The sequence below is a fragment of the Bacillus sp. FDAARGOS_1420 genome (assembly GCF_019344915.1).
GTDB lineage: Bacteria > Bacillota > Bacilli > Bacillales > Bacillaceae_G > Bacillus_A > Bacillus_A mycoides.
On record NZ_JAHWJB010000002.1, the window covers coordinates 3473485 to 3493517 of the forward strand.

A 20033-nucleotide genomic window follows, 5' to 3' on the forward strand; every position below is an offset into this window, starting at 1 on the left:
TCATGCGAAGAAAAAAGAAAGCACTCCGCATTTATGCGAAGTGCTTTTAACGGATTCCAAAGAAATTTTTCATCTTTGTAAATACCGATACTTTTTCTTGTTCAAATGCTTGTAATGGTACATTCTCACCTAACAAGCGTCTTGCAATATTACGATAAGCTATTGCTGCTTTTCCGCTAGGTTGCAGCGCTACAGGTTCACCTGTATTCGTAGCACGAATAACTTCATCATCATCCTCGACAACTCCAAGAAGCTCGATTGACAGTGTACGTACGATTTCATCAACGTCTAACATATCCTGTTCATGAAGCATATGACTACGCACACGGTTAATGACAAGTTTCGGTGGTTCAATATCCTCTTTCTCTAAAAGCCCGATAATACGATCCGCATCACGCATTGAGGATACTTCTGGTGTTGTTACAACGATTGCTTTATCCGCACCTGCTACTGCATTTTTAAACCCCTGCTCAATCCCCGCAGGACAATCAATTAATATGTAATCATAATCTTGACGTAATACTTGTATTAATTCATCCATTTGTTCAGGTGTTACCGCCGATTTATCGCTCGTTTGTGCTGCAGGTAATAAATAAAGATCATCAAAACGCTTATCTTTAATAAGAGCCTGAGGTAAACGACAACGCCCTTCAACGACATCAACAAGATCAAATACAATACGATTTTCTAGCCCCATTACTACGTCTAAATTGCGTAAACCGATATCTGTATCAATTAAACACACTTTTTTTCCAGATAACGCAAGGGCTGTACCAATGTTCGCAGACGTTGTAGTTTTACCTACTCCGCCTTTTCCAGATGTAATTACTATTGCCTCTCCCACAGCTATACAATTCCCCTTTCTAACTTTGTTAAATTAGGTCTAAGATGAGTGAGAAGTTGCAGGCGATCGACAACAATGTGATTATTCTCATTAATGTACGCACATTCTGCCGCCTCTGCTCCGTCTTCTTTCTCTTCCGGAGCCCGCATTGTCACATCACTAATTCGGAGTTGCATAGGGTTCATAATAGATGCAGCAATAACAGCTTCTGAATCTCCATCATACCCCGCATGTGCAATTCCTCTTAATGATCCCAAGACAAAAATATTCCCCCCAGCGATAACCGTTCCGCCTGGATTAACATCTCCAATTAATAATAAATTGCCTTTTACATGTAACACTTGTCCAGAGCGAACAATTTTGGAAATAGGGACAATTTCTGTTTCTTCTTTCCAAGCTATTGCTTCTGCTTTTGTTATAACATCACTTTCGATTGATTCTACAACAAGGTTCTTCTTATTGCGAATTAACGTACGAATCTCTTCTTGTTGTACTTCTGTTAAATAGCGATTTCCTACTTTAACACGCACTTCAATTAAAGAACGTCCGTCACTCTCATAGTAATGTGTAGAAAGCTTTTCATCCAATTCTTTTAATAGCTCAGAGAATGAACAGCAATCATCTAAATGAAGTGTTATTCCATCTTTTGTCCCTTTTATCGTTACATTTTGTTGCTTTTTTTCTTCCACTAAAGTTCACCCCACCGATTCAATTCGACATAAAATTAGAAAATCCTTTTTTCTTTTTCTTCTATCGCTTTTGAAAGACGCACTAAATATCGTCTCAGTGGGAAACAAACTATTAATAAGAAAATTCCATTTAGCAATAAAGTAGCAAGGAGACGATCTGTGAAAAAGACAGATGCTGACATGTGAGTACGTCCTAACAAAGTTAAAAACCCATACACATAATACTCTAATGCTGCAATGCCAGCCAGTACGATAGAAGCGACAATAAATAAATTCAATTGTAATACTTTCATCACACTATAAACTAAATAAGCTAAAATCGGATAAGCAAATATATATATACCGATAAGTTCCGTGTATACGGTATCAAATAAGAAACCAAATAATAGTCCGTAGTAAATCCCTTGAACCGGACTATAGTACACTGTAATAAAACATAACACAATTATAAAGAAATGCGGTGCTGCTATACTGCCTTTCCAAAAGACGTCTGTTGGAACAACAGTAGAGAACATATTTTCAAATAAAAAAACAAAAAGGAGCAAAAGAGGAAGAGCTGCTCTTTTTAAAATCGTCATCATCTCTTCTCTCCCTCCTATTCTAACGGCGCTGTAGGCATATCACGTTTTGCAACTATAATATGCTCTACATCATTCAAATCAGCGGATGGTTTTACATAAGCTGTTTTTGTTAAACCGTATGGATCTGGCTGAACATCAACAATTTTCCCAATCGCAAGACCTTTTGGGAAGATATCACCAAGTCCAGATGTTACAACTAGTTGATCTTTTTCTACTTTTGCATCAGAGCTAATCTTTGTGAAAAGAAGTAGTTGTTTTTCTTTATCGTAACCTTCAATTAATCCAAAGATATTTTCTTGTCCTTGTACAATAGCAGAAACACGGTTTGTTCGGCTCATCGAACTTAACAACTCTACTGAAGATGTAAACTGAGATACACTTTTTACGCGTCCAACTAAACCTTTCGGAGTTACAACAGCCATATCTTTTTTGATCCCTTGCTGTGCTCCTTTATCAATTCCAACTAAATCGTACCATTTATCGGGATTACGAGAAACGACACTAGCTTGTACTTCCGTATAATCACCACGGGACTTTTCTTTACCAGTTAATTCTCGTAGTTTTTTATTCTCATCGTCTAAATTTTTCACTACTGCAGATAAATCTGCGGTAGAATCTAATTTTGCTTTCAGCTTTTTATTCTCTTCATACGTGCGCTTTACATCTTCTACGTTCTCGAAGAATCCGGCAACATAATTCGCTGGCTTTTGGAATACACGTTCTACAACACCGACAGTATCTTTTATAAACTGCTCTGGCCATGATAAACTGTTCCGTTCTTTCAATGAGATTCCAATCAATGCCACGAGAAGAATAATACTAACTAACAAAACAATTAATCTTTTGTTTAAGAAAAACTGTGGCACGTTCACACCCTCTTAATTTCATTGATTTTTATTTTGCAATATTATCGAGCAGCAGTTTTGAAAAGGTCGATATTGTCTAATGCTTTACCCGTTCCAATTGCTACGCAATCTAATGGATCCTCTGCAACAAGAACTGGCATATTTGTTTCTTCACTAATAACTTTATCTAAGTTACGTAGTAATGCCCCGCCACCCGTTAATACGATACCGCGGTCCATAATATCCGCTGCTAATTCAGGTGGAGTTTTTTCTAACGTATTTTTAACTGATTCTACAATTGCATCTACTGTATCTTTTAATGCATCTGCAATTTCTTCTGGTTGAATTAGTACTGTTTTAGGTAAACCACTTACTAAATCACGACCGCGAATTTCCATAGGCTCAATACCTTCTGGCTCGCCTGCAGAACCGATTTCTAATTTTAGTGCTTCTGCTGTTCTTTCACCAATCATTAAGTTGTAGCTTTTCTTAATGTACTGAATGATTGAATCGTCCATATCATCACCAGCAACACGAACTGATTGACTTGTTACAATACCACCTAAAGAAATAATTGCAACTTCTGTTGTACCACCACCGATATCAACAACCATACTACCAGTCGGCTCCCAAACAGGTAAGTTTGCACCAATTGCTGCTGCAAATGGCTCTTCGATTGGATAAGCATCACGAGCACCAGCTTGACGAGTCGCATCGATTACTGCACGTCTTTCTACAGCTGTAATACCAGATGGTACACATACCATTACATATGGTTTACGTGAGAAGAATCCATTTGATTTTTGAGCTTGTTGAATGTAGTATTTCATCATTATTGCTGTTGTTTCGTAATCAGCAATTACACCATCTTTCATAGGGCGAAGTGCCACTACGTTTCCTGGTGTACGACCAATCATTTGTTTTGCATCGCTACCTACCGCAACGATTTGTTTCGTATCAGTTTGTAATGCTACTACTGAAGGTTCACGTAAAACTACACCTTTCCCTTTCACATATACAAGCGTGTTCGCCGTTCCTAAGTCTATTCCAAGATCGCGAGTAAATCCACCAAATCCAAACATATCATTTATCTTCCCTTCTTATTTTCACGGACTCATTTTTCTTACTTTATATTTATAAAAACAGTACGTTTTTTTATATCTGCATCCTTTTTGTAGATAATTTTCTACAAAAAACTCATAAATCACATTATAAAACAAAATAAGTAAAAAGAATAGTCTTAAATATGACCTTTTTCCTTTAAACTCACGAATTTATGGTCACCTATTATGATATGATCAAGTACTTCAATTCCGATAATCTGGCCACATTCTACTAATCGTTTTGTAACTTCAATATCTTCACGGCTCGGCGCCGGATCTCCTGAGGGATGGTTATGAAGACATATAATAGAGGCTGCTGCCCGACGGAACGCTTCTTTAAAAACTTCCCTTGGGTGCACAATCGACGTATTTAAACTTCCAATAAAAATAGTTTGCCTATGTATAACTTGATTTTTCGTATTCAAATATAAACAAACAAAATGCTCCTGTTGCAAAAAACGCATCTCTTCCATCATATAACTCGCACAATCTTCTGGACTTCGAATACTATATCTATTTTGATATTCTAAACGTACCATTCTTCTACCTAATTCAAAAGCAGCCATAAGCTGCGACGCCTTTGCAATCCCAACACCATGAATGCTCATCATCTCTTCTAACGTTGCATCCTTTAACATTCGTAAGCCGTCAAAATGATGTAGAATATTATCTGATAACGTTAACACCGTTTCTTCTTTAGAACCCGTTCTGAGTAAAACTGCAAGAAGTTCTCGATTCGATAAACTTCCTGCTCCTTCTAACAATAAACGCTCCCGTGGCTGTTCTTCTCTCACAACATCACGAATACCGTTCATCTCTCCACCCCTTTTTTTAAGATTTCTCCTAAAGAAAACCCCATGCAATTTTACGCATGGGTTACATCGCTATCAAACTGTTTTAATTCACGGACAACACGCGCAATTGGCAAGCCAACTACACTGTAGTAGTCCCCTTGAATATGTTGAACAAAAATAGACCCTTTACCTTGAATTCCGTAACTTCCTGCTTTATCAAGCGGTTCCTTCGATGCAACGTATACGTCTATTTCCTCTTCTGTCAATTCCCAAAATGTTACTTCTGTACGTTCATAAAAAGTTACTGTTTTTTCTTTCGATATAATTGCAACACCTGTGTATACTTCGTGTGTTTTCCCTGATAATAATTGTAGCATTTCTTTCGCCTCAGCCCCATTAGACGGCTTTCCAAGAATACGCGAATCATATGTAACAATTGTATCTGCACCTAGTACAACTTGATTACTATGGTTTTCTGCCACAGCAGATGCTTTTTGCAAAGCAAGCGACATAACAATATCAGAAGGCGATGAATATGCACCAATCGTCTCTTCTACTTCACTAACAACGATTTCAAATGGCACATCAGCTAATTCAAGCAGTTCCTTCCTCCTAGGTGATCCTGAAGCTAAAATAATTTCCCTCATATTTTCTCCTTCCCTTCTCGCATGAAGCAGAATAATTCAAATCAATCGTATCAAAGGAATAGTTTCCCCACAAATTCTAGAAATATCATTTTCTCTAAACAAAATAATAGTTCTTTTTAAATACGATTATATTCTGCCCATACAGAAAGCACTTTGCTCTAAATTCAAAAGAAAAGAAAGAAGTATATGTACTTCTTTCCCCTTCATCATTATCTTATTATTTTACTTTTTGTGAAACCATTTTTTCGTACGAAAGTAATCCATCAATAATAACTTGATTTAATTTAGCTACAGATTCCTTATCGCTCTTCCCTTCCTTAATCGTTTGCACCGCTATTGACGTATACGTATAAAGCTTCTTTGCATCTTCACGCTTCATACTCTTCCCTTCCTTTTCAATAGCTTTCCACTCTTTTTGAATCGCTTCTATATCTTTTGGATTACTTTTTCCACTAGTTTGTACGCTGGACACATATTTTGCTAAATGAGTATATAATGGCTGCACTTTCGCTAAAAACATTCCTACTTCTTTATCATTTTTGAGCAATGCTTTATCTGTAATATCCCAATTTTTTTTCAAAACTGAAACACCATCTTGCTTATACTGATCTATTAATTGATTAACAGCCTGTTCATCGCTCGTAATAGCGACAACTAACGCATACTTATCACCACTCGGTTTCAAAGTAGCCACGCCCCCATTACTTTTCCACTCTTCAATAGCAGCCTGTCCTTTTTCTTCAGAGGAATAAAGCCCTCCTTGAACAAAAAATAGTTTCATTGGTTCTAATGCAGCTCCTACTTGCGCTTTTTGTTTTTCCTCCTTTGGTGTTGGTGTTTGTTCTGCCGTTCCACCCACCTTTTGTTCCTCATTACCTGCCTGCTTCGAAGCCGTTACCTTACCTTCTCCTGTCGTCCCTTGTCCAGTTAATAAATGAATCATACCCATCCCAAATGCAGTACCAATAATTATTGCAGTTGCAACGATTGCGATTATTGTATTGCTCCACTTCTTTCGATATTTTTCCATAGATACTGATTTCGCTTTTTGAAACGGAACGACATTTTTCGGTCTCTCACTTTCTGCTACCATCCAGTCAAACTCATCCTTCTTTTTTTCCTCATACTTCGCTTCTGTTCCATTTACTTTCACCGAGATCGTTCGTGATTGCTTGTCCATACACTCACACCTCACCTCTTGTCATTGTCCGCATCATATCATATTCATTCCACAAAAAAACGAGATATTTGTCAGAGGAATTCGTCAAATAACCCTATATTATTATCTTATATGTATGCATTTGACTTCATTTGTAGAACAAAAAACTAGATAGCAAAGACTATCTAGTTTTTCTCGCGAATATATTTTCTAACTTCGGAAATGAAATACAAAGAACCTGTTATGATAAAAACATCATGTTCTCCTATCATGTCAACCTTTGTATCAATTGCCTCTTTCCAATCTTCAAAAACTAATTTTGACTCTTGTTGTGAATACGATGCAAGCTTGTCAGCAGAAATGGCACGATCAAAGGCAAACGTCGTAAATATTATTTCATCAGCAACTTTTTCTAATTGCCCTACCATGTTATGTAACTGTTTGTCACCAAGAGCAGTAAATAAAACTATTACATTCTTCTTTTTATAATGTGCCTCTACTGTTTTTACAAGACTTTCAATACCTTCTGGATTATGAGCACCATCTATTATAATATCTGGATTACTTTGTAACTTTTCAAATCGACCAATCCAGTATGCTTCTTGTAAGCCAACTTTTATTTCCTCTTCATCAATTAAAAATGATAAATATGTTTTTAAATACATTACTGCCATAAGCGCTAGTGCTGCATTGCCTACTTGGTGAATACCTTTCATTGAAATCCGAACATTTTCAAACGAGGCAAATGGACAAGCAAAATCAAAGTGTTCCCCATCTTTATTAGAATGTTTATGTAGTGTTGTAAACTGTTTTCCAAGTTCATATAAGCTTGCATGATTTTCCTTAGCAACCTTTTGAATTACTTGCAATGCTTCTTCATTTTTCACACCAGTAATAACTGGAACACCAGACTTAATAATCCCTGCCTTTTCATATGCAATTTCTCCTAGTGTATTGCCTAAAATATGCATATGATCGTGACCGATATTCGTAATAATCGTGAGAACCGGATGAATAACATTTGTAGAATCAAATCTTCCCCCAAGCCCCGTTTCAAATAAAACGACATCACAGAAATTGACTTTACCGAAATAATAAATTGCCATTACTGTAATAATTTCAAACTCAGTCGCTTCTCCTAAATCCGTCTCATCTAATTTTTCAACGACTGGCTTTACCATATTTACAAGTTCTGCAATCTCTTCATCTGCAATCGGTATTCCGTTTACACTAATACGTTCATTGAATGTTTCTATGTAAGGCGATGTAAACGATCCTACTTTATATTTCGCACCTTCTAACATGTAGCGCATGTATGTTAAAGTTGAACCTTTTCCATTTGTGCCGGCTAGATGAACACATTTTATATGACGCTCTGGATTTCCGAGTTCTTCTAACATCCATTGCATTCTTTCTAGCCCTGGTTTTATCCCAAATTTCAATCGGCTATGAATCCAGTTTATCGCTTCTTCGTATGTATGTATCACGTTTGCTATTCCCCTTTCAAAAGACAAACTTCATAATTCTATTATACGCAAAGAAAAGAGACTCACCAATATAGTGAGTCTCTGAAAAACATTTTTATTTCTCAAGATCAGCTAGACGTTGACGAACCGCTTCGCGTTTTTCTAGATAATCTCGCTCTTTCGCACGCTCTCCGTCAATAACTTCTGCAGGAGCTTTCGCTACGAATCCTTGGTTTGAAAGTTTCTTCTGTACACGTTCTACTTCTTTACCGAACTTCTCAAGTTCTTTTTCAAGACGCGCTTTCTCTTCATCAAGATTGATAAGATCAGCTAACGGTAAGAATAACTCTGCACCTGATACGATTGCAGTCATCGCTTTTTCTGGCGCTTGTAAATCAATCTTAATTGTTAGTTCACTTGGGTTACAGAAACGCTCAATGTAAGAGCTGTTTTTCGTAAGCTGGGCTAGTACTGCCTCGTCTTTTGCTTTAATTTGCATTTGAACTTTTTTGCTCATTGGCGTATTTACTTCCGCACGGATGTTACGAACAGAGCGAATGATATCAACTAGAAGGTGCATTTCCGCTGCCGCTTCTTTATCTTGTAAATCTTCGCGAACTGTTGGCCATGCTGCTACTGTAATAGACTCGCCTTCATGCGGTAAATGCTGCCAAATTTTCTCTGTTACAAATGGCATGAATGGATGTAATAGACGCATTGTTTGGTCTAATACGTAAGCTAAAATCGAACGAGTTGTTTTCTTAGCTGCTTCATCTTCACCGTATAGTGGAAGTTTCGCCATCTCAATGTACCAGTCACAGAAATCATCCCAAATGAAGTTGTATAATGAACGACCAGCTTCACCGAACTCATATTTATCCATGTTACGTGTTACACTTTCGATTGTTTCGTTTAAGCGAGTTAAAATCCACTTATCTGCAACTGATTTTTCACCAGTTAAATCGATTTCTTCATACTTCATGTCATCCATGTTCATTAATACGAAACGTGATGCGTTCCAAATTTTATTAATGAAGTTCCAAGTAGATTCTACTTTTTCCATGCTGAAACGTAAATCTTGACCTGGTGCACTTCCTGTTGATAAGAAGTAACGCATCGCATCTGCACCGTACTTCTCGATAACATCCATCGGATCAATACCGTTACCAAGAGATTTACTCATTTTACGTCCTTGCTCATCACGAACTAAACCGTGAATTAATACATCTTTAAATGGACGCTCTCCTGTAAACTCTAAACCTTGGAAAATCATACGAGATACCCAGAAGAAGATGATGTCATAACCAGTTACTAAAGCATCTGTTGAATAGAACTTTTTAAAGTCTGCTGCATCTTCATTCGGCCAGCCAAGTGTTGAGAATGGCCATAATGCTGAACTGAACCATGTATCAAGCACGTCATTATCTTGATTCCAGTTTTCAAGATCTGCTGGCGCTTCTGTACCTACGTATACTTCACCAGTTTCTTTATGATACCAAGCTGGAATGCGGTGTCCCCACCATAATTGACGAGAAATACACCAGTCATGAATGTTTTCCATCCAGCGTAAGTATGTGTTTTCAAAACGCTCTGGTACGAACGTTACTTTTTCTTCTTCTTTTTGTTGAAGTTCTACCGCTTTTTCTGCAAGTGGAGCCATTTTTACGAACCATTGTGTTGATAAATAAGGCTCAACAACTGCACCGCTACGCTCACTATGACCTACTGAGTGCATATGAGGCTCGATTTCTACTAATACGCCAGCTTCTTGTAAGTCTTTCACTAACTCTTTACGGCATTCGAAACGATCCATACCGTTATACTTACCAGCTTTTTCGTTCATCGTTCCATCTTCGTTCATTACTAAAATACGTGGTAAGTCATGACGGTTACCTACTTCAAAGTCATTCGGGTCATGAGCTGGTGTAATTTTCACAACGCCTGTTCCGAAGTCTTTTTCTACGTATTCATCAGCAATAATCGGAATCTCTCGGCCTACGATTGGAAGTGTAACTGTTTTTCCGATTAAATGTTTGTAGCGATCATCTTCTGGATGAACTGCTACCGCTGTATCACCAAGCATTGTTTCTGGACGAGTAGTTGCAAGGCGAATGTGACCAGAACCGTCTGTTAACGGATAGTTCATATGGTAGAATGCACCTTGAACTTCTTTATGAATTACTTCAATATCAGAAAGAGCTGTGCGTGTTGCTGGATCCCAGTTGATGATATACTCACCGCGGTAGATTAAGCCTTTTTCATATAATTGAACGAATACTTTATTAACAGCGTTAGATAAACCTTCGTCTAATGTGAAGCGTTCACGAGAATAGTCTAGTCCTAAACCAACTTTCCCCCATTGTTGACGAATGTGAGAAGCGTATTCTTCTTTCCATTCCCAAGCTTTTTCAAGGAATTTCTCACGACCAAGATCGTAACGTGAAATACCTTCTTCACGAAGTTTCCCTTCTACTTTCGCTTGCGTTGCGATACCAGCATGGTCCATTCCTGGAAGCCATAATACATCGTAACCTTGCATACGCTTTGTACGAGTTAAAATATCTTGAAGCGTCGTATCCCAAGCGTGACCTAAGTGTAACTTACCAGTTACGTTCGGAGGTGGAATTACAATTGTATATGGTTGTTTCTTTTCATCTCCTGTTGCTTCGAAATATTTGCCTTCAAGCCACCACTTGTAAAGGCCTTCTTCAACGGACATATGATCATATTTAGTTGGTAAATTATTTTCCGTGTTTGACATTATTTTCCCTCCTTAAAATAAAAAATGCCCCTCATCCAAAAAAGGACGAGGGACATCGCGGTACCACCTTTATTTACAAACAAATTCAGAATTTGCTTATACTCTTAATTTGATAACGGACAAATCCGTCTTTTCCTAATAAGAATCATTCCGTTCAGAAAAGATGCTCCAGGGCTACCTTCTAACATAACTATCTAGAGAACCTCCCAGCCAATGGTTCCCCTCTCTGAAGACGTTTCATGTTATACTCTTCCCCTTCAATGCATTTATGTGATTGTTAATTATTATATACAATAGTGTAAAAAACGAAACCTTATTCGTCAAGATAAATTTGAAACTACGGCTTTTATCTCTTTATGGAACTAATAAAAAAAAGATAAGCAGGGTTCTCCCTACTTATCTTCTTTATCCGTTCCCTTGCTGGGCAGCTTGTAATTGCGAAAGGAAATATTCTGTATTACTAATGAGCCAATGCGATTGCTGCAGAATTTTCACCCCGCGAAGCTCATTTTCTTCATTACGACTCTTTCTTCTTTTCGTATACGACTGAATTTGCCGAATAAAATGCGACGGGTACGTCATATACGCAAACATAAGAAGCTGCTCCTCTTTCGTAAATGGGAAATTTTTTTGATACATTTGATACCATTCAAAGCGGTCGCTCCGCGCAATTGGATATGTGTTCAAAGACCTTGAATAAAAGCCGACGATATCCTGTACCGGTGTAGCAAACTGAGACTTTTCTAAACTAATAAAATAACCGTTTCGTTCATAATCAAATAAAAAGTGATTAAGTGATACATTTCCATGAACGAAAGTAGTACGTGTTTTTTCCTTTTCTTTCATTGCATCATGCCATTCACTTAATTGTTTCGTTGCGAACTCACGTGCTCTCATAACGTGGTGATAATACGTACAATATTGTAATTCAAATGGAGACATATACCACTTCGCTTCAGATTCTATGAGAAACTCTTCTAATATCTCACCATCATTTTCCCAACGGTCGGATATATTTGTATAATGTTTTTCTAAATCTTCTTCTGTATAAGTCTCCTCTTTCACCGTTTTTTGATGCAACGTCCCGAGCGTTTGAAACATCTTATGGTATTGATCATTATCTTCGCCATTTCCTTCCGCACGTTCTAACCAAGGCATTAAATAATAGCTATACGCCCCATCACTTAAAACATAATTCCCGTCCGTCGTGTGATAGATAGGTACATAATTCGAAAAACCTTTCTCCTTCAAATATTGAATATGGTGTAAAAAATTATTCCGCTCTAATTTTCTATCTTGTATTTTTTTTAACGCATACGGACCTTGATTCGTATAAATTTTCATTACACTTCCGTGCTCTTCCATATGCTGAGTGTCCAATCTATATTGCCTCACAATGGGTTCATAGCGATTTCGTAATTCAATATCCATACGAATAACCCTTTCTTATTCAAAACATAGCTTCTAGGAAAAGAAAAGAGGTGAGTGAAAAAACTCACTCACTTATTTCACTGTTGCTTTTGAAACAGGAATATATATAATTTGCCCTGTAGTTAAATATATATCTTCTGATTGATTTACACGATATAAGCTTTGTACAGTCGTTTCATAACGTTCTGCAACCGATTCAATTGTATCTCCTTCTTGTACGAAGTACATTCTTAACTTCGTAAATTCTTCTTCTGGTTCTTTCGTAAATAATTTCGTTAAATAAAGTGCATTTTCATCTCGCTGTGAATATGCTTCTTCCTCTGGCTCTTCCTGCTTTTTCGCTTTTTCTTTCTTGAAATTTTTCCGCCCGAACAATTCAAATTGTGGAGTCTTTTCTTGCTCCTCTTCACGCTCCACAAGTTCATGTTCTTCTAATGCCTCTTCTTCTATTTCTTGCTCTTTTCTTTCCTCTAGCTGAAACGGTTCAAATGCATAATCTTCCCATCCATCTGATTCTTTATAGACTGGTACCTCTTCGTGCAGCACAGGTCTACTTTCATCCTCTTCAGCTGAATCAGTTTCCAACTCGGCATACACCGTCTCTTCCTCTTCATCCTCGGTTCTTTCCTCGTCACATAGGCCTGTAATAGATATATCCGCTAATAGTTGTAAGCAACCATTTTCCTTTAATTCATAATCAAATTCCTCGATTGATACATATAATTCTTCAATTACTTTCACTCGATTTCTTGGAATTGATATTTCGAGCGGAAAGGAATGGACAAGCTCATTAACCCCGTCTCCCCTTGTTTCTACATAATCAATTGCCTTTGCTGGTGATAGCTCTCTTAATGAATAAGCTGAATCATCTTGCCTTGCAACGTACTCTCCCGTTAAATCTAATTGCCCCCTCACGATAACTTCATGATCGAGCTCCTCTATCTCAACGTCTGGATCTAACGAAATTGACAAAAGTTCTTCGACTTCCTGTCCCTTCTGGAACCAAACAGATTCTTTTAATGAAAATCGTAATGAATGATCTGTTGCCACTTCTTTTCCCCCTCCCAAACTATATGTCATTACAGATTTATGTTCCCTAAGGCTACTTTATGAATAAAAAAAATCGCTCCCCTAATGGAAAGCGATTTTCTCTAAGAAATTATGCTTTTAATTTTGACATTGCAATTTCGGCCGCTGCAATTGTCGCCTCAATATCTGCATCACTATGTGCTGTCGATAAGAATAAACCTTCAAATTGAGAAGGTGGTAAAAATACACCTTGTTCTACCATTTCACGATAGTAAGCTGCAAAGAATTCTAAGTTTGACGATTTTGCTGCATCATAATTAATAACTTGCTCATCCGTAAAGAAAATACCAATCATAGAACCTGCACGATTAATGTGATGCGGGATATTATGCTTTTCAGCTGCCTTACGTAGTCCAGCCTCTAATATTTCTGCTTTACGCTCAAATTCCACATATGATTCTGGCGTTAACTGCACTAACGTTTCATAACCTGCTGTCATTGCAAGTGGATTACCCGATAATGTTCCAGCTTGGTAAATCGGTCCGCTTGGTGCAACTTGACGCATAATCTCTGCCTTCCCACCGTATGCTCCTACCGGCAAGCCACCACCGATTACTTTACCTAAACAAGTTAAGTCAGGAGTTACACCGTAATAACCTTGTCCACAATTATAAGCAACACGGAATCCTGTCATTACTTCATCAAAAATAAGTAGTGCACCGTTTTGCTCTGTCACTTCACGAAGTCCTTCTAAAAACCCTGGTTGCGGGGGAACAACACCCATATTCCCTGCCACTGGTTCTACAATTATACAAGCGATGTCATCACCGAATTGTTCGAAAGCATATTTTACACTTTCTAAATCGTTATACGCTACTGTAATCGTATTTTTCGCTACACCTTCTGGTACACCAGGGCTATCTGGTAAACCTAGCGTTGCTACACCCGAACCTGCTTTAATCAATAAAGAATCACCATGACCGTGATAACAACCAATGAATTTCAAAATTTTGTTACGTCCAGTGTAACCACGAGCTAAACGTAGTGCACTCATTGTCGCCTCTGTTCCAGAGTTAACCATACGCACAATCTCAATTGATGGTACACGCTCAATAACAAGCTGCGCTAATTTATTTTCAATTTCTGTTGGTGCACCAAAGCTTGTTCCTTTTTCAGCAACAGCTTTTAAAGCCTCAACAACACGATCATTCGCATGACCATGAATTAAAGGCCCCCACGATAATACGTAATCGATGTATTCATTCCCATCGATATCATATACTTTAGAGCCTTTTCCGCGCTCCATAAACAGCGGATTCATACCAACAGACTTAAAAGCACGAACAGGGCTGTTTACGCCTCCAGGCATTAAATTTTGAGCCTCTTCAAACGCCGCAATCGACTTATCAAATTTTTTCATTATTTAGCGCCTCCTTCTTGTAACCATCTTGCTGCATCTTTTGCATGATACGTAATAATCAAGTCTGCTCCTGCGCGTTTCATGCTAATTAATTTCTCAAGTACAACTTCTTTTTCATTAATCCAACCATTTTGTGCTGCTGCTTTAATCATCGAATATTCACCACTTACGTTATAAGCAACGACTGGTAAGTTAAAGTTATTTTTCACATCACGAACGATATCTAGATAAGAAAGAGCTGGCTTTACAATTAAGAAGTCGGCCCCTTCCATTACATCTGATTCTGCTTCACGGAATGCTTCCATACGGTTCGCTGGGTCCATTTGATATGTTTTACGGTCACCAAACTGCGGTGCACCATGTGCTGCATCACGGAACGGTCCGTAAAATGCTGATGAATATTTCACAGCGTACGACATAACTGGTACGTGCGCGAAACCATTTTCATCTAATGCATGGCGAATCGCCGTTACGAATCCGTCCATCATGTTAGATGGTGCAATAATGTCCGCCCCTGCTTTCGCTTGACTTACAGCTGTTTTTGCAAGAGCTGCAAGAGACTCATCATTTAAAATAACGCCATCTTCAATAACACCGCAATGACCATGGCTTGTAAATTGACATAAACATGTATCTGCAACTACCACTAGCTCTGGGAACTCATCTTTAATTTGCTTAATTGCACGCTGTACAATTCCATGCTCACAATATGCCGATGATCCAACTTCGTCCTTTTCAGCAGGTAAACCAAATACAATAACAGAACGAATACCTAAATCAACGACCTCTTGCATTTCAGCTTGCAATAAATCTAAAGACATTTGATATACGCCTGGCATAGAAGGAACTTCATTACGAATATTTTCTCCTTCTAATACAAAAATAGGGTAAATAAAATCTTCTGTATGTAAAAATGTTTCACGTACAAGCGCACGCATGCCCCCGCTTTGTCTTAAACGACGATGACGATTAAATTGTAAAGAATTCATAGATTTCTATCCCCATTCTTTTATTTTATAGATTCACAAATGCATTGCAGTAATGCTTCTACAGTGTACTCTTTTGGCACAATAACATGTGAAAAATAGAGGTTCGCCTCTTTTTCCGTAATAGGCCCTATACAAGCAATTGTACATTTTTTCGTCCATTCTCTCCAGTTTGTACCCTCAAGTAAACGAACAAAACTATCAACAGTTGAAGGGCTCGTAAATGTAATAATATTTACTTCTCCTAATTTCAATGCTGTTATAAGTTCTTGTTTTTTCTCTACATTCACCTTCGTACCATATACAATTAGCTCATCTAGAAAAACACCAAACTCCCTAAGTTTAACCGGGATTACATCTCTTGCTAAATTCCCTTTCGGAAATAAAATACGCTCGTTTCCACTTAATTCTTTTAGAAACTCTTCGGCAAATGTTTCTGCAACAAACGAGGTCGGAACAAAATGAACTTGATAGCCCCTTTTTTCTAACTCTAATTTTGTTTTCACGCCTACCGCAGCGATTTTAATAGTTAATGGTATTTTTGTTTCTAAACCATCTAGAAAAAAAGCTACACCATTTTTACTCGTGAAAATAACCCAGTCATACGAATGTAGCTGCCTTGTTATACGTTGAATTTGCCTATGAGACGTACCTTCCATACGCAAAAGCGGAATTTCCAATGGAATTCCGCTCCTTTCTTTCACTGCTACACTCATTTGTTTCGCTTGGTGCTGGGCACGTGTAATCAATACTGTTTTGCCAGCGAGAGCGTTCATATTTATTGTTGCTCCTTATTTGCAGCAAGGATGAGCTCTTTTGCTCCTTGTTTAATTAAACGGTCCGCAGCCTCTAATCCAACTTGCTTCGGATCATTGCCTACTACTATCTCTTTCAATAAAACAGAACCGTCCATAGAACCGACAAGCGCTGTTAATTCGATTGCATCATTTTCTTTAAGAGTTGCATATCCAGCGATTGGAACTTGGCATCCACCTTCAAGTTTATGAAGAAATACTCGTTCAGCAGCCACTGTTCTTTCTGTTACTGCATCATTAATATGCGCTAACAACTGAAGTAAATCCGTATCATCCTCACGACATTCAATCGCTAATGCACCTTGTCCTACGGCTGGTACACATAACGTTTCATCTAAATGTTCTGTAATAACTTCTCCGTCCCAGCCCATTCTCTGTAATCCAGCTGTCGCTAAAATAATTGCATCGTAATCTTCATCTTTTAACTTACGTAAGCGTGTATCGATATTCCCGCGAATCCATTTCACTTGTAAATCGGGTCTCGCAGCTAGTAGTTGTGCACTACGTCTCAAACTACTCGTTCCTAAGATCGCGCCTTCTGCTAAGTCTTTAAACGATTCTCCGTTTTTAGAAATAAAAGCATCACGAGGGTCAACGCGCTTTGGCGTACAACCAATCGTTAATCCATCTGGAAGTACAGCTGGCATATCTTTCATACTATGTACAGCCATATCAATTTCTTTCGTAAGTAACGCATGTTCAATTTCCTTTACAAATAAACCTTTTCCGCCTACTTTTGAAAGAGTAACATCTAAAATAACATCACCTTTTGTGACGATTTCTTTCACTTCAAATTCATATGGTAAACCAAGCGCTTTTAATTGATCAATAAACCAATTAGTTTGTGTTAATGCTAGTTTACTCTTTCGTGAACCTACAATAATTTTGCGCATAATTCTCTCTCCTCATTATAAATACCAAAAGTGGAAATTAGATAAACTGCTTAATAGAAAAATGTTAACTAGCATTACGAGAAATGCCCCGATATTCCACTGCACAATTTTCTTACCTTGCAACACATCTGCTGCTCGTAAATATAAGCCCACGCAATATACAAATAGAACGACAAAAGACCCAATTACTTTCGTATCATACCAATGGAAATTATCCAATTTTGTATATCCCCATATGCATCCTAATATAATTGCTAATAAGAAAAACGGAACAGAAAATAAATTTAATCCGTAAGACATAGATTCAAGCTTCGGCAAATTTCCTAATCTTCTTAATCTCGCATTCCACTTTTTCTTTTTTAATAGTCGGTATTGCAATAAATACATAATAGAAAAAATAAACGATACCGTAAACGTTGCATAAGAAATAATCGCCATACCGACATGCACGTATACAAGTTCTGAAACTAGTTGCTCTGCAAGTACTGGCGACATCTTCCCGAGCGGTGTAAAAATAGAAAAAGCGCTTACGCCAAATGCTACAACATTTGTAAAAAAGACTAAAAAGTCAATACGCATAAATCGATTAATGACTAATGACATCGTAATCAATAACCAAACATAAAAATAAATCCCTGATAATAAAGTTAAAATAGGATTCGTTTCTGAATCTGTAGCCCTAAGCAACATAAAGATAGACTGCAGAACCCATACAATCGAAAGTAACCAAAAAGCAAAGCGGTTCGCCTTTCGGTTACTTTGGAAATAATCTATAAAATATAAACTAATGCTACAAGCATATAAAATAATTGCAATATGATAAATAATACTGTTATTTAAAAAACTCATCCGATCATCCTTCCAAGTTATAAAGATGGAACGGATGGTGTCCACGCTCTTTTATGTTCTACTTCTTCCGTACTTCCCGCTTCTTCCACTTCTAAATCAAAAATCTTCGCAAATAAAGCTAATTTTTCGCCAGCTCCCTCTTCAACAGCTAATTCTTTAGCTACTAAAATTGGGTCTTTTAACAATTGGTTAATAATACTTTTCGTATGTTTACTAATTACTTTTTTCTCACGATCACTAAGGTTTGGTATTTTTCGCTCAAGACTTTCCATCGTATCACTTTGAATTGCTAGCGCTTTATCACGAAGAGCTGATATTAACGGTACAACACCAAGCGTACTTAACCACGTTTTAAATAAAACCATTTCTTCTTCAATCATAAATTGAATTTTCTCTGCTTCTTTTAAACGTTCAGCACGGTTTGCTTCAACTACACCTTGCAGATCGTCGATATCATATAAGAAAGAGCCTTCTAATTCATCAATCGCCGGATCAATATCACGTGGTACTGCAATATCAACCATAAATAACGGACGACCAGAGCGCATTCTCTCTACTTTTGTCATCATTTCTTTCGTAATGACATATTCTGACGCACCCGTTGAACTAATTAAAATATCCGCTTCTAATAATGCACATTGCAATTCACTTAAAGGCTTTGCATGTCCCATATATTTCTCAGCCATCACTTCCGCTTTCGTAAGCGTCCTATTCATAACCGTTACTTTACGAGCTCCACTTCCATATAAGTTTTGCAGTGCAAGTTCACCCATCTTACCCGCACCAAGAATAAGTACATGACAATCTGTTAAATCGCCAAATATTTTCTTTCCGAGCTCAACAGCAGCATAACTAACAGACATCGCACTTTCACCAATCGTTGTTTCTGAGTGCGCACGTTTTGCTAACGTAACCACTTGCTTAAACAACTCATTAAAAATTGTACCTGTCGCTTTTACTTGTTGTGCTTCTAAAAAGCTATCTTTTATTTGACCTAAAATTTGCGTCTCTCCAACAACCATAGAATCTAAACCGCATGTTACGCGGAATAAATGATCTATTGCGCCATCTTGTTCAAAAATAGACAAGTATGGTGCGACTTCTTCTATTTCAAGCTGAAACCAATCAGCTAAAAACTTCTTAATGTAATACCGTCCCGTGTGTAATTGATCGACAACAGCGTAAATCTCAGTGCGATTACAAGTTGATACAATGACATTTTCTAGCACGCTCTTTTGGTTTTGTAATGTAGTCATTGCTTGCTCTAGCTCTGCTGCCTGAAATGTGAGTTTCTCACGAAATTCTACAGGGGCTGTTCGATAATTTACACTAACAACAAGAATATGCACGCAGCATGTCCCCCTTCACCCGTTTTATCACTTTATCTACTATCATAATACAACTTTCCTCTTATGAATCTGACAATCGTGTGAACAACTGATTATTTTTTATTTATTCTCCATATGTAATAAAGGAGCTTCAGTAAGATTAATAAAGAACTTTCTACTTTATAATAATTATAAAATAATAACTCTATTTGTACGTTACCAAAAAAAGTCCTCATAATCAAGTGATGGAAACTATTCCATATTAATTATAACATCATCTTTTCTATCTTCTTTCATCATGAAGGAAAATATGTATGATTGTTCCAAAATATAGTACTCACTTTCTCGATGCAATGCATTTGACATTGTATTTCTTTTTCGTTATATTGGTTT

Annotated in this window: 18 protein-coding genes and 1 other annotated feature; all 18 genes read right to left on the reverse strand. The window is 37.5% G+C overall.

Features of this window, described 5'->3' with window-relative positions; translation table 11 throughout:
* Positions 1-46: 46 nt before the first annotated feature.
* The 18 genes from minD to hemA all read right to left on the reverse strand — a co-directional run bounded on the left by minD (position 47) and on the right by hemA (position 19661).
* The gene (gene minD, locus I6L50_RS28055; protein ID WP_000503308.1) at positions 47-844 is read right to left on the reverse strand and encodes a septum site-determining protein MinD; all 798 of its coding nucleotides are present in this window, start codon (positions 842-844) and stop codon (positions 47-49) included.
* Positions 845-846: 2 nt separating this feature from the next.
* Positions 847-1533 (reverse strand): septum site-determining protein MinC, encoded by a 687-nt coding sequence (gene minC / locus I6L50_RS28060; protein ID WP_002015372.1) that lies wholly within the window; start codon positions 1531-1533, stop codon positions 847-849.
* Positions 1534-1568: 35 nt separating this feature from the next.
* On the reverse strand, positions 1569-2114 hold the full coding sequence (mreD, locus tag I6L50_RS28065; RefSeq protein ID WP_219303592.1) for a rod shape-determining protein MreD: 546 nt from the start codon (positions 2112-2114) through the stop codon (positions 1569-1571).
* A 14-nt stretch (positions 2115-2128) separates the two neighbouring features.
* Positions 2129-2980, reverse strand: a complete 852-nt coding sequence (gene mreC, locus I6L50_RS28070; protein ID WP_002138478.1) for a rod shape-determining protein MreC — start codon at positions 2978-2980, stop codon at positions 2129-2131.
* Positions 2981-3021: 41 nt separating this feature from the next.
* Positions 3022-4041, reverse strand: a complete 1020-nt coding sequence (gene mreB / locus I6L50_RS28075; RefSeq protein WP_002015369.1) for a cell shape-determining protein MreB — start codon at positions 4039-4041, stop codon at positions 3022-3024.
* 158 nt (positions 4042-4199) lie between these two features.
* Positions 4200-4877 carry a DNA repair protein RadC gene (radC, locus tag I6L50_RS28080; protein WP_061674638.1) on the reverse strand — a complete coding sequence of 226 codons (678 nt, stop codon included), beginning with the start codon at positions 4875-4877 and terminating at the stop codon, positions 4200-4202.
* A gap of 50 nt (positions 4878-4927) precedes the next feature.
* Positions 4928-5503, reverse strand: a complete 576-nt coding sequence (locus I6L50_RS28085; RefSeq protein ID WP_219303593.1) for a Maf family protein — start codon at positions 5501-5503, stop codon at positions 4928-4930.
* A gap of 217 nt (positions 5504-5720) precedes the next feature.
* A complete protein-coding gene (locus I6L50_RS28090; RefSeq protein ID WP_219303594.1) occupies positions 5721-6683 on the reverse strand; it encodes a stage II sporulation protein B in 963 nt (320 codons plus the stop codon).
* Between the two features lie 164 nt (positions 6684-6847).
* Positions 6848-8149 (reverse strand): bifunctional folylpolyglutamate synthase/dihydrofolate synthase, encoded by a 1302-nt coding sequence (locus I6L50_RS28095; protein WP_219303595.1) that lies wholly within the window; start codon positions 8147-8149, stop codon positions 6848-6850.
* Between the two features lie 94 nt (positions 8150-8243).
* Positions 8244-10889: a valine--tRNA ligase gene (locus tag I6L50_RS28100; protein WP_219303596.1), complete on the reverse strand. Its 2646-nt coding sequence runs from the start codon at positions 10887-10889 to the stop codon at positions 8244-8246.
* Between the two features lie 38 nt (positions 10890-10927).
* Positions 10928-11159, reverse strand: a binding site (T-box leader).
* Positions 11160-11294: 135 nt separating this feature from the next.
* Positions 11295-12320 (reverse strand): spore coat protein YsxE, encoded by a 1026-nt coding sequence (ysxE, locus tag I6L50_RS28105; RefSeq protein WP_219303597.1) that lies wholly within the window; start codon positions 12318-12320, stop codon positions 11295-11297.
* A gap of 72 nt (positions 12321-12392) precedes the next feature.
* The gene (gene spoVID, locus I6L50_RS28110) at positions 12393-13400 is read right to left on the reverse strand and encodes a stage VI sporulation protein D (protein WP_219303598.1); all 1008 of its coding nucleotides are present in this window, start codon (positions 13398-13400) and stop codon (positions 12393-12395) included.
* A 79-nt stretch (positions 13401-13479) separates the two neighbouring features.
* On the reverse strand, positions 13480-14769 hold the full coding sequence (gene hemL / locus I6L50_RS28115; protein ID WP_002138492.1) for a glutamate-1-semialdehyde 2,1-aminomutase: 1290 nt from the start codon (positions 14767-14769) through the stop codon (positions 13480-13482).
* Positions 14769-15758 (reverse strand): porphobilinogen synthase, encoded by a 990-nt coding sequence (hemB, locus tag I6L50_RS28120; protein WP_002138493.1) that lies wholly within the window; start codon positions 15756-15758, stop codon positions 14769-14771. Before hemB ends, hemL begins: the two co-directional genes overlap by 1 nt.
* A gap of 20 nt (positions 15759-15778) precedes the next feature.
* Complete coding sequence (gene hemD, locus I6L50_RS28125) at positions 15779-16531, reverse strand: uroporphyrinogen-III synthase (protein ID WP_219303599.1); 753 nt, start codon at positions 16529-16531, stop codon at positions 15779-15781.
* 2 nt (positions 16532-16533) lie between these two features.
* Entirely contained in the window at positions 16534-17463 is a 930-nt protein-coding gene (gene hemC / locus I6L50_RS28130; protein ID WP_002034194.1) for a hydroxymethylbilane synthase, read from the reverse strand.
* A gap of 15 nt (positions 17464-17478) precedes the next feature.
* On the reverse strand, positions 17479-18312 hold the full coding sequence (locus tag I6L50_RS28135) for a cytochrome c biogenesis protein (RefSeq protein ID WP_002015354.1): 834 nt from the start codon (positions 18310-18312) through the stop codon (positions 17479-17481).
* Between the two features lie 17 nt (positions 18313-18329).
* Positions 18330-19661, reverse strand: a complete 1332-nt coding sequence (gene hemA, locus I6L50_RS28140) for a glutamyl-tRNA reductase (RefSeq protein WP_219303600.1) — start codon at positions 19659-19661, stop codon at positions 18330-18332.
* Positions 19662-20033: the final 372 nt, after the last annotated feature.